The organism is Pseudomonas sp. Marseille-Q8238, from assembly GCF_965111915.1.
The window spans coordinates 3,692,354-3,704,263 of record NZ_CBCOPI010000001.1; the positions used below are offsets into that span (position 1 = coordinate 3,692,354).

Here is an 11,910-nt window from a genome sequence, read left to right on the forward strand (position 1 = left end):
GCCGGCAGCCCACACAGGCTTTCCAAGGCGCGCCGCCGCCCTTTCTCCAGTCACGCACCTGCCCGCCCCAGCACTCGGCAATTTTCCGCTCAGCACCTCGTGCGCCTGAGCGGATTTCCGCTCAATAAAACCTAAAAACCCTTCTAGAACGGGCCTTACAGGCCTGGCACACCTCCTGCTATAGCCCCGGCAGGTTGCGTTTCGGCGCGCTCCACAAAAACAATTAATGAAGGAATCCGTCATGGATAACTCGCAAAGCGTGACGCTTGGAATGGCAGTCGCCCCCGCCAAAGAGAAGACCACCGCCAGTCGCTTGAAATCGATCTTCAGTGGCTCGGTCGGCAACATGGTCGAGTGGTACGACTGGTACGTCTACGCCGCCTTCTCCCTGTACTTCGCCAAGGTCTTCTTCCCCCAGGGCGACACCACCGCACAACTGCTCAATACGGCCGCGATCTTCGCCGTGGGCTTCCTGATGCGCCCCATCGGTGGCTGGCTCATGGGCCTCTATGCCGACCGCAAGGGCCGCAAGGCCGCACTGATGGCTTCGGTGCTGCTGATGTGCGCAGGCTCGCTGATCATCGCCCTGACCCCAGGGTACGAAACCATCGGCGTCGGTGCGCCGATCCTGCTGGTCCTGGCGCGCCTGATGCAGGGCCTGTCGGTCGGCGGCGAGTACGGCACCTCCGCCACCTACCTCAGCGAGATGGCGACCAAGGAACGCCGGGGGTTCTTCTCCAGCTTCCAGTACGTGACCCTGATTTCCGGCCAGCTCATCGCCCTGGGCGTGCTGATCGTGCTGCAGAACCTGCTGACCACCGAAGAGCTGCACGCCTGGGGCTGGCGCATTCCGTTCGCCATCGGTGCCCTCTGCGCCGTGGTCGCGCTCTACCTGCGCCGTGGCATGGAAGAAACCGAGTCCTTCACCAAGAAGAAGGAAAAGGCCAAGGAAAGCCTGATGCGCACCCTGCTGCGTCACCCCAAGGAGCTGATGACCGTGGTCGGCCTGACCATGGGTGGCACCCTGGCGTTCTACACCTACACCACCTACATGCAGAAATACCTGGTGAACACGGCCGGGATGAGCATCTCCGACTCCACCACCATCTCGGCGGCGACACTGTTCCTGTTCATGTGCCTGCAGCCGGTCGTCGGCGCACTGTCGGACAAGATCGGCCGGCGTCCGATCCTGATCGCCTTCGGCATCCTCGGAACGATCTTCACCGTGCCAATCCTCACCACCCTGCATACCATCCAGACGTGGTGGGGCGCGTTCTTCCTGATCATGGCAGCGCTGATCATCGTCAGCGGCTACACCTCGATCAACGCGGTGGTCAAAGCCGAACTGTTCCCGACTGAAATCCGCGCCTTGGGTGTCGGCCTGCCCTATGCATTGACCGTATCGATCTTCGGCGGCACCGCTGAATACATCGCCCTGTGGTTCAAGAGCGCGGGCATGGAAACCGGCTACTACTGGTATGTCACCGCCTGTATCGCTGTCTCTCTGCTGGTCTACGTCACCATGAAAGACACCAGCAAGCACTCGCGGATCGAAACCGACTGAACAGAAGATAAGCGCCAGGGTGCAATGCCCTGGCGCCTGCCAACCTGGGCGCGGGGTGGCAACCGGAACCTGCCCGTCAGGTGGCGCCATCTCACGGCCAACCAGGCTTGCCCCTTTGCCGTAAAGGCCGCCAGACAGGTGCAGTGACGGGATATTGCGACAAAAACAGCCATCTCTGCGCAATAAAACCATCAAACCTGCTGACTCGACCGGCGAAAAATGCGATGTTTCGGCCACGCTGTACAGGGTAGCCCTACCCACCAGAACAACTCACTACAGCATGCCATTCGACACACCAGGAGATCACCGCATGATGGCCTATAAGAATAAATGGTTGCCTTTCACAGCCCTGGCCCTTGGCCTGGCCGTATCGTTCGGCACCCACGCCGCCGACAAGAAATCCGTGGCGGTAACCGCCATCGTCGAACACCCGGCTCTCGATGCAGCACGTGACGGCGTCAAGGACGCCCTGGCCAAGGCCGGCTACGACGAGAAGAACCTCAAGTGGCAGTACCAGAGCGCACAGGGCAATACCGGCACCGCCGCACAGATCGCCCGCAAGTACATCGGTGACCAGCCCGACGTCATCGTTGCCATCGCCACCCCATCGGCCCAGGCCGTGGTCGCCGGCACCAAGAGCATTCCGGTGGTGTTCACCGCCGTGACCGATCCGGTCGAAGCGCAACTGACGCCAAGCTGGGAAGCCTCGGGCACCAACGTGACCGGCGTTTCCGACGTGCTCGAACTGGACAAGCAGGTCGCGCTGATCAAGCGCATTCTTCCCGACGCCACCCGCGTAGGCATCGTCTACAACCCGGGCGAAGCCAACTCCGTGGTCGTGGTCAAGCGTCTGAAGGAGCTGCTAACCAGCCAGAACATGACCCTGGTCGAAGCCGCCGCACCGCGCTCGGTGGACGTGGGCTCCGCCGCCCGCAGCCTGGCCGGCAAGGTCGACGTGATCTACACCAACACCGACAACAACGTGGTGTCGGCCTACGAATCGCTGGTCAAGGTCGGCATCGACACCAAGACCCCGCTGATTGCATCCGATACCGACAGTGTCAAGCGTGGTGCCATCGCCGCCCTCGGCGTAAACTACCGCGACCTTGGCGAACAGACCGGGCGCATCGTGGTGCGCATCCTCAATGGTGAAAAACCGGGCGATATCAAACCGGAAACCAGTAGCAACCTGAGCCTGTTCGTCAATCCGAAAGCCGCCAAAGCCCAAGGCGTTACCTTGTCCCAGGAACTGCTCGACTCGGCCGCCGAGATCATCGAGTAAGCCTTCCGCCGGGGCGATGCTATCGCCCCGGCGTTTGACTCCTCTCACACGGTTCCTCTTCTCATGTCCCTGTTTTCCCTGTTCGGCGCCCTAGAAATCGGCCTGATTTTCTCGTTGGTGGCGCTCGGCGTATTCATTTCCTTTCGCTTGCTGCGCTTCCCCGACCTCACCGTCGATGGCAGCTTCCCCCTCGGTGGCGCCGTTGCCGCGGTGCTGATCGCCGGTGGCTGGGACCCGTTCACGGCAACCCTGGTGGCCGTTGCCGCCGGTGCCCTGGCGGGCGTCGCGACCGCCGTACTCAACGTCCACCTGAAGATCATGGATCTGCTGGCCAGCATCCTGATGATGATCGCCCTGTATTCGATCAACCTGCGCATCATGGGCAAGCCGAACATCCCGCTGATCATGGAGCCGACGATGTTCACCATCCTCCAGCCGGAATGGCTGGTGGACTATGTGGCCCGTCCGCTGATCCTGGTGCTGATCGTGATTGCGGCCAAGATCGGCCTCGACCTGTATTTCGCCACCCAGCAAGGCCTGGCCATCCGTGCCACCGGCTCCAACCCGCGCATGGCGCGTGCCCAGGGCATCAACACCGGCGCGATGATCATCCTCGGCATGGCCATCTCCAACGGCCTGGTCGCCCTCGGTGGCGCCCTGTTCGCCCAGACCCAGGGCGGTGCGGACATCTCCATGGGTATCGGCACCATCGTCATCGGCCTGGCTGCGGTCATCGTCGGTGAAAGCATCCTGCCGTCGCGCAAACTGCTGTGGGCCACCCTGGCGGTGGTTCTTGGCGCGGTGGTGTACCGTTTCTTCATCGCCCTGGCGCTGAACAGCGACTTCATCGGTCTGCAGGCGCAAGACCTGAACCTGGTCACCGCCGTACTGGTCGTGGTTGCCCTGGTCATTCCGTTGTTGAAAAAACGCCTGGCCCGGAGGAGCGTCTGACATGCTCAGTGCAAAGGACCTGAAGATCACCTTCAACGCCGGCACGCCCATCGAGAACCGTGCGCTGCGCGGCCTGTCCCTGGATATTCCGCAGGGCCAGTTCGTCACCGTGATCGGCTCCAACGGTGCCGGCAAATCCACCTTCCTCAACGCCGTCTCCGGCGACCTGGCGGTGGACAGCGGGAAAATCGTCATCGACGACGTGGACGTTACCCGCCAGCAGGTGTGGGGCCGTGCCCAGCGTGTGGCCCGCGTATTCCAGGACCCCATGGCCGGGACCTGCGAAGACCTGACCATCGAGGAGAACATGGCCCTGGCTCAGCAACGCGGCCTGCGCCGTGGTTTGGGCAAGGCGGTGAAAGCCTCCATGCGCGACGGCTTCCGCGCCAGCCTGGAGACCCTCGGCCTGGGTCTGGAAAATCGCCTGAGCGACCGAATCGGCCTGCTTTCCGGTGGCCAGCGCCAAGCCGTCAGCCTGCTGATGGCAGCCCTGCAACCGTCGCGCATCCTGCTGCTGGACGAACACACCGCGGCGCTCGATCCGCGTACCGCGGACTTCGTCCTGCAACTGACCGCGCGCATCGTTGCCGAGAAAAAGCTCACCACCATGATGGTCACCCACAGCATGCGCCAGGCGCTGGACGTGGGTGAACGCACGGTGATGCTGCACCAGGGCCAGGTCGTGCTCGACGTGTCCGGCGAAGAACGCAAGGGCATGGATGTGCCCGACCTGCTGGCGATGTTCGAGAAAGTCCGTGGCGAAAAACTCAGCGACGACGCCCTGCTGCTGAGCTGACACCCTATCCGGCGTGCTGCGCCCTGCAGCCCGCCGGAGCGGTCACCGTTGCCTTGCGCCGTGAGCACGCCATGCCCCTCGATCTACGTTTCAGCGCCGAACTGAACATCCCGCCTACCCAGGCCTGGCAGTGGATTACCGATGTGCAGCTATTGCGCGAGGAAATGGCGCCGTGGCTGTGGATGAGCGTACCCAAGGGCCTGAACAGCCTCGCCGATGTCCAGGTCGAACCGGGGCAAGCGCTGTTCACCAGTTGGCTCTGGCTGTTCGGCGTCCTGCCCCTGGGCACCTCGCGCCTGACCCTCCTGACCCTGGAGCCGGGCCGGGGCTTCGTCGAACAGTCGCCCATGAGCGGCATGCGCCTGTGGCGTCATGAACGGCGCCTGGAGGTCCTGACTGGCGGCACGCGTATCACCGATACGCTGCATGTTGAACCGCTGCTGCCGGCCTTTATCGTGCGCCCCTTCCTCACCCTGTTCTTCCGTAGCCGGCATCGTGCCTTGCGAAACCGCGCGGCTCGGCTGGGCCGCTGAACACCGGCCCGGATCATCAGTTCAACTGCCCCATGTAGGCAGCCAGCGCCGTACGGCTCTCCACCCCCAACTTCTCGAAGATCCGCACCACGTAGGTTTTCACCGTACCGAGGGTGATGCCCATGGCCTGCGCCACATCCCGATTGGAGGCTCCCGCGCCGATCAGCTGCGCAGCCTGTCGCTCGCGCTGGCTGAGGCCGCAGTGCGCCAGGCGCTGCTCCAGTTGCAGCTGGCGTACATGCGGGTGGCTGCTGAAGCTGGCCTGCAGCAGGCGCTGCAAGGCCCCCAAGCCGGCACTGTCGACGGCAAGCGGTGGGTCATCCAGGGTGCGCAGAAAACCGACCCCGCCAAATGCGCAATGCTCACCCCAGAACATCATGTCGACGGTATCGACCACGCCATAGGTATTGAGATAACCCTGGTAATGGCGCATCTCGGACAGGTTCTGCGATTCACGCACGATGCTCAGCACGCCCACGCTGTCGTGCCGCTCCAGCATGCGGCTGACCCGCATCGGGTCGAACGGCTGCATGCCACGCCGGTATTGCTCGAGAAAGCCGTGCGGCACGCCCACGGTGTCGAGCACCTGCATCTCCTGCCGGCGGCTGTCCACCCAATAGAACAGGGCGCCACTGACACCCAGAAAGTGCCGGCTGAAGTTCAAGGTCTCCTTGACCAACAGATCGCCATTCGCAGGTCCCATAACGCTCATCTCGGGTGGTTGAACAGGTGTGCGTCTTGTCGCCCCTTTGCTTATGCAAGCAGTACGCCACGTAGTTTCTGGCGGCCTTTTGCGCACATCGAACCGCTGCGGGAGCACCACAACAGGGCCTCGTCAGGCTTCACGCACCAATAGCGGGAAATTCGTCGATTTCGCGAAAATTTGTCCATCTTCGGATGGATTGTTGGGTTTTCGACGGATGCCTACTCTCGCCTCGACCACACATTGTCGAGGTACTTGCATGATCCCCAACCGCCTACCCAACACAGCCACCGCCGAGCAGGTCAACCAGTCCCTGCGTGCGCACGGCTACGTCATCGTCGACGAGCTGGCCAGCCCCGAACTGATGGACCGGATCGCTGCCGAGATGGCGCCGTATATCGAGCAGACCCACTACGGCAAGGACACCTTCATCGGCCACCAGACCAAGCGCACCGGCTCGCTCATCGCCCGCTCGCCGGCCTCCCGCGAGTTGGTCATGCACCCGGTCGTGCTGGGCACCGCCGAACGTTTTCTGGAGCATGCATCGGCCTTTCAACTGCACCTGACGCAGATCATCAGCGTGTTCCCCGGCTCACCGGCACAGATGCTGCACCAGGATGAGCTGGCCTGGGATTTCTTTCCCTTTCCCGATGACTACCAGGTGCAATGCAACCTGCTCTGGGCCCTGTCCGACTACACCGAGGAAAACGGCGCCACGCGCATCGTCCCCGACAGCCAGTTCGTCGGGCGCAAGCAGAAATACAGCGAGGAGCAAAGCATTCCTGCCGTGATGAAACGCGGTTCGGCGCTGTTCTACACCGGCAAGATCTACCACGGCGCCGGCGCCAATCGCTCCGATGGCATCCGCCAGGCCATCAACATCACCTATGCCGTGGGCTGGGTGCGTCAGGAGGAAAACCAGTACCTGTCCTGCCCGCGTGAAATCGCCCAGACCTTGCCCGACGACCTGCTCAAGGTCATGGGTTACCAGTACGGCTGTTTCGCCATCGGCTACACCCGCGACTTCGAAGACCCACTGACCGCCCTGCGCGATGACGTCGCCACCGTCGACATGAGCGTTGCCCTGGTCGATGCCCAGCGGGCCGACAACGGCGGCAGCTTCCGCCACAACCTGAAAAGCGAAAGCGCCTGAGGAGCCGAGCATGATCACGCGCTATACCCCCGACATCGGCTACCTGGGCCAGGACGTGTTCGACGCCTTCGCCTTCCATCAATCGGTGCGTGCCGGCGACACCCTCTACCTCTCCGGCATCGCCCCGTTGCGTGGCGATCTCACCGGGCTGGAACTGGTTGGTGAAGGCGACATCGGTGCCCAGCTGGACTTCGTCCTCGACGTGCTCGACCGCTGCCTGCAGGCAGAGGGCCTGGACCGCAGCAATCTGGTGGCCTGGACCTTCTACACCACCGACATCCACGGCCTTTGCGCAGTGATTCCGGATCGCCTCGGGCCCTGGGTCGGCAACCATCGCCCGACCAGCACCACCCTGGAGATCCAGGGAATGATCCACCCGGCCCAGCAACTGGAGATCACCGCAATCGCCGTCGCCACAGCCTGAACCTGTTTCGCCGAACGTGCCGCGCCCAGTCGCGAAAACCTTCCCACCCCGTGGCGCCCTGCCGTCACGGGCAATCAGAAAACACACAACGGGACTGCAGACATGAATGACACGAACCGTGTGACCGCGCCCCCGCAACCACCCGCCCTGAGCGGCAACCTGGGCGTGGTGCCCATCGTCATGATGGTGATCGCCACCGCCGCGCCCCTGACCGTGATGGTCGCCAATACTCCGCTGATGATCGGCCTCGGCAACGGCGCCGCCGCGCCCTTCGATGCCCTGGCGGCGATGCTGATCATGTTCATGTTCGCCGTCGGCTTCGTCGCCCTGTCTCGCCATATCGGCAATGCCGGCGCGTTCTACGCCTGCATCCAGAAAGGCCTCGGCCGCGTGGTCGGCCTCGGCGCCGCAACCCTGGCGATGATTTCCTATTCGCTGTTCCTGCTGGCTATCGGCACCTATGTCGGCTATGCCTCCAGCGAGTTGCTCAACAGCCTGTTCGGCATCGCCCCGCCCTGGTGGCTGCTGACCCTGGCGGCCATCGCCATCATCGGCGTACTGGGTTACCGGCGCATCGAGATGAGCTCGAAATTCCTCGGTGTCGCGCTGATCCTGGAGATCGCCGTGGTCCTGGTGGTCAACCTGCTGGTGATCTCCGACAAGGGCATCGGCGGCCTGCCGCTGGAATCCTTCCAGCCCAGCCACATCCTCTCCGGCTCTCCCGGCCTGGGCATCCTCTTCGCCATTTATTCGTTCATCGGCTTCGAATCCACGGTGATCTACCGCGAAGAAGCGCGTAACCCGGAACGCACCATCCCCATAGCCACCTACACCGCGGTGTTCTCCGTGGGCATCTTCTACGTGCTGTCGATGTGGTGCGCCGTGGCCGGCATCGGTGTCGAGCAGATCGTCGCCTTCGCCAACGAACATCCGGGCGACATGTACCTGCTGCTGGCCGAACAGCACCTGGGCAAAACCTTCAGCGATGTGATCCAGGTATTGCTGATCACCAGCCTGTTCGCCTGCATGCTCTCGCTACACAACATCGTAGTGCGCTACCAGTACATCCTCGGCAAGTACTCGGTACTGCCGGCCCGCTGCGCACGCATCCATGCCGAGCATGGGTCGCCCTACGTCGCCTCGCTGCTGCAGAGCGGGTTCGCCGTGGTCGGCATCCTGCTGCTGATGCTCGCCGGGCTCGACCCGGTCACGCAGATCTATGCCTGGGGCGCCACTGCCGGCACGCTCGGCTACATGGTAGTGCTGGCCCTGACCAGCGCCGCCGTGCTGGCGTACTTCAAACGCAGCGGCAATGACAAGCGCCTGTGGAACACGCGCATCGCGCCACTGGGCGGCCTGATCGGCATCCTCGCCTGCCTGGCCATCGCGATTGCCAACCTGCCCATGCTCATCGGCGGTGACAACGCCAGCGATATCGCGCAACTGATGGGGCTGCTGGTTCTCCTCGCGTTTGCCATCGGCAGCATCTCCGCACTGCTGCTCAAGGGACGCGCGCCAGAGCGCTACCTGGCGCTGCGGGAACTGGCCTGATCGCTCCGCGGGCTCGTCCGCAGATGAGCCCGCGACATGGCATGGACGCCGGCCAGACAGTATTCTCCAGGCTCCATCATTCGAGCCGAACGGGTTTCACCATGGATGTGAGCAAGACCAAGAGCAGTTTCTATCGTCGCCTCTACGTCGCCTGGCTGATCGACAGCGGCACAGCCACCAGCGTGCCCGCCCTGATGGAGGCCACCGGCATGCCCCGGCGCACCGCCCAGGACACCCTGGCAGCACTGGCTGACCTGGATATCCTCTGCGACTTCCGTCAGCAGGCCGGCGAACGCAATAACGCCGGGCACTATGAGATCCGCGACTGGGGCGCCATCGACAAGCGCTGGATCGCCACGCACTTGCAGCAGATCAAGACGATCCTCGGTTATCCCTGAGATCCTGTTTACGATCTCCTGACTGTCAGCCATACGGCGTTGAAACCAACCTCAGATTGCTTATTTACAGATCGTAAACTCCGCATCCTCGGTTAGTTTCGCCTTGCCTGGCTCTAATTCAGAAGATCGTAGACAGGCTCCAACAGACTGGCCGACCTACTCTCTTCTCGCCCTGGAAGCCCGATGAATCCCGAACTGCTCTGGGTCCTGGCCCTGCTGCTCACCGCCGTCACCCTGTTCGTCATCAACAAGCCACGCATGGACGTGGTCGCTGTACTGGTGATGGTGGCCCTGCCGCTGAGCGGCGTGCTCACCCTCGACCAGGCCTTGGCAGGCTTCAGCGATCCGGCGGTAATTCTGATCGCCGCCCTGTTCGTCATCGGCGACGGCCTGGTGCAGACCGGCATCGCCTATCGCCTGGGCGACTGGCTGGTGGCCCGTGCCGGCAACAGCGAGACCCGCCTGCTGATACTGCTGATGCTGGCCGTGGCCGGGCTCGGTTCGGTGATGAGTTCCACCGGCGTGGTGGCGATCTTCATTCCGGTGGTACTCGGTGTCGCCGCGCGCCTGCGCACCTCGCCCAGCCGCCTGATGATGCCACTGGCCTTCGCCGGCCTGATCAGCGGCATGCTCACCCTGGTGGCCACGCCGCCGAACATGGTGGTGCACAGCGAACTGAGACGCGCCGGGCTGGACGGTTTCAGCTTCTTCAGCTTCGCCCCCATCGGCCTGACGGTGCTGGCCCTGGGCATCGGCTACATGCTGCTGACCCGCGGCTGGCTCAGCCGCAACCAGGACCCTGCCGACATTCGCGGCTCGCGCCACACCCTGGCCGACCTGGCCAACGCCTACCGCCTCAAGGAGCGCGAACGACGCCTGTACGTGCGCGCCGATTCGCCCCTGGTCAACCGCGCCCTGGATGAACTGAGCCTGCGCACGCAGTACGGCATCAACGTCATCGCCGTCGAGCGGCCACGCAAGTTCCGCAACCTGCTGCTCGGCGCCACCGGCAATACCCAGTTGCTGGCGGGCGATGTGCTGCTGGTCGACCTGGCCAGCCCGGCCATCGCCCTGCTCGGCGCCTACCAGGAACTCGGCCTGGAACCCCGCACGCTGAAAGACTCCTACTACAGCGTGCACAGCCATCAACTGGGCCTGGCCGAAGTCGCCCTGCCGCCCGACTCGCAACTGCCCGGCAAGACCATTCAGGAACTGGGTTTCCGCAGCCAGCACAAACTCAACGTGGTTGGCCTGCGCCGTCATGGCCAGGCCCTGGACGGCCTGCTGGTGGATGAAAAGCTCAAGCCGGCCGACACCCTGCTGGTGGCCGGTGACTGGAAGGACATTCAGCGCCTGCAGGGCCTCAGCCGCGACTTCCTGGTACTCACCCTGCCCGCCGAGATCGACGAGGTCGCACCGGCTGCCCGCAAGGCACCTTACGCCCTGCTCAGCCTGGGCGTGATGGTCGGCCTGATGATCAGCGGCCTGGTGCCCAACGTGCTGGCAGCGCTGATCGGCTGTCTGCTGATGGGCGCCTTCCGCTGCATCGACATGAACAGCGCCTACCGCTCCATCCACTGGCAGAGCCTGATCCTGATCGTCGGCATGCTGCCCTTCGCCCTGGCCCTGCAGAAAACCGGCGGTATCGACCTGGCGGTGCACGGCCTGGTCGGCACCCTGGGCGAAGCGGGGCCGCGGGTGATTCTCGCCAGCCTGTTCGTCGTTACCGCGCTGATCGGCCTGTTCATCTCCAACACCGCCACCGCCGTGCTCATGGCGCCGGTGGCCATTGCCACGGCGCAAGCGCTGGAAGCCTCGCCCTACCCGTTCGCGATGATCGTCGCGCTGGCCGCCTCGGCCGCATTCATGACGCCGATTTCCTCACCGGTGAACACCCTGGTGCTAGGGCCCGGGCACTACCGGTTTGGTGACTTCGTGCGCGTGGGCGTGCCTTTCACCCTGCTGGTGATGCTGGTCAGCGTGGTCATGGTGCCGTGGCTGTTTCCGCTCTGAAAACCTGCTCGCGATCTTCAGGCTATCCGCCATACGGCGGCGTCTCGTAGGCTGGATCGGGCCGCGTAGGTCACGCATCACCGCCCCACCAGGCGCGGCTTCGGCGAACTCCGCACCGCCTGCCTCAAGCCGAACGCCCAACCGGCGCAGAAAGTCCGAGCCCTCACATCCAGCTCTGAGCGGGCCTCTTTGAGGCAGTTGCGGACGCTCGACCTTTGCGTTTCATGACGCGCCGATTGGTGGGCTAAAGCCCAACCTACGCGGGGTGCAGGATTTGTAGGGTGGGCTTCAGCCCACCGTTGCGATGTCTGCAATTGCCTAATCCGGCTATTCATGTCGAAACGTCAACAGATCCCAGGTGCTCTGCTCATTTACAACCGCGACCCCAGGTGCGAGCCAATCCCGCTCGCCGGCCAGCTTTTGTGTCGGCCGATAAATCGATACAAAAGCTATACAAGAAAATTGACTTGTACAAATCCAGCCCTATGATGAAAGAAACTTGTACAGGTACTGGTATCTGTACAAGAAACCATCACAGGGTC

11 protein-coding genes are annotated in these 11,910 nt (G+C 63.3%); 10 read left to right on the forward strand and 1 reads right to left on the reverse strand.

The window, feature by feature from the left end:
• The first annotated feature begins 241 nt into the window (after window positions 1–241).
• The 5 genes from ACWPW0_RS17175 to ACWPW0_RS17195 all read left to right on the forward strand — a co-directional run bounded on the left by ACWPW0_RS17175 (window position 242) and on the right by ACWPW0_RS17195 (window position 5,126).
• Complete coding sequence (locus ACWPW0_RS17175) at window positions 242–1,564, forward strand: MFS transporter (protein WP_447593321.1); 1,323 nt, start codon at window positions 242–244, stop codon at window positions 1,562–1,564.
• Window positions 1,565–1,874: 310 nt separating this feature from the next.
• Window positions 1,875–2,846: an ABC transporter substrate-binding protein gene (locus ACWPW0_RS17180; protein WP_447593322.1), complete on the forward strand. Its 972-nt coding sequence runs from the start codon at window positions 1,875–1,877 to the stop codon at window positions 2,844–2,846.
• A gap of 63 nt (window positions 2,847–2,909) precedes the next feature.
• Window positions 2,910–3,797 (forward strand): ABC transporter permease, encoded by an 888-nt coding sequence (locus tag ACWPW0_RS17185; protein ID WP_447593324.1) that lies wholly within the window; start codon window positions 2,910–2,912, stop codon window positions 3,795–3,797.
• 1 nt (window position 3,798) lies between these two features.
• The gene (locus ACWPW0_RS17190) at window positions 3,799–4,593 is read left to right on the forward strand and encodes an ABC transporter ATP-binding protein (RefSeq protein WP_454255970.1); all 795 of its coding nucleotides are present in this window, start codon (window positions 3,799–3,801) and stop codon (window positions 4,591–4,593) included.
• A gap of 71 nt (window positions 4,594–4,664) precedes the next feature.
• Entirely contained in the window at window positions 4,665–5,126 is a 462-nt protein-coding gene (locus ACWPW0_RS17195; protein ID WP_454255971.1) for a hypothetical protein, read from the forward strand.
• A gap of 16 nt (window positions 5,127–5,142) precedes the next feature.
• On the opposite strand, the gene ACWPW0_RS17200 is transcribed toward ACWPW0_RS17195, so the two are convergent.
• Entirely contained in the window at window positions 5,143–5,829 is a 687-nt protein-coding gene (locus ACWPW0_RS17200; RefSeq protein ID WP_447593330.1) for a helix-turn-helix transcriptional regulator, read from the reverse strand.
• 259 nt (window positions 5,830–6,088) lie between these two features.
• On the opposite strand from ACWPW0_RS17200, the gene ACWPW0_RS17205 reads away from it, so the two are divergent.
• The 5 genes from ACWPW0_RS17205 (at window position 6,089) to ACWPW0_RS17225 (ending at window position 11,368) form a co-directional block, all read left to right on the forward strand.
• The gene (locus ACWPW0_RS17205) at window positions 6,089–6,982 is read left to right on the forward strand and encodes a phytanoyl-CoA dioxygenase family protein (protein WP_454255972.1); all 894 of its coding nucleotides are present in this window, start codon (window positions 6,089–6,091) and stop codon (window positions 6,980–6,982) included.
• A gap of 10 nt (window positions 6,983–6,992) precedes the next feature.
• A complete protein-coding gene (locus ACWPW0_RS17210; RefSeq protein WP_447593334.1) occupies window positions 6,993–7,406 on the forward strand; it encodes a RidA family protein in 414 nt (137 codons plus the stop codon).
• A 102-nt stretch (window positions 7,407–7,508) separates the two neighbouring features.
• Complete coding sequence (locus tag ACWPW0_RS17215; protein WP_454255973.1) at window positions 7,509–8,957, forward strand: APC family permease; 1,449 nt, start codon at window positions 7,509–7,511, stop codon at window positions 8,955–8,957.
• Window positions 8,958–9,058: 101 nt separating this feature from the next.
• A complete protein-coding gene (locus tag ACWPW0_RS17220) occupies window positions 9,059–9,355 on the forward strand; it encodes a winged helix-turn-helix domain-containing protein (RefSeq protein ID WP_454255974.1) in 297 nt (98 codons plus the stop codon).
• Window positions 9,356–9,538: 183 nt separating this feature from the next.
• The gene (locus ACWPW0_RS17225) at window positions 9,539–11,368 is read left to right on the forward strand and encodes an SLC13 family permease (protein WP_454255975.1); all 1,830 of its coding nucleotides are present in this window, start codon (window positions 9,539–9,541) and stop codon (window positions 11,366–11,368) included.
• The last annotated feature ends 542 nt before the right edge of the window (window positions 11,369–11,910 follow it).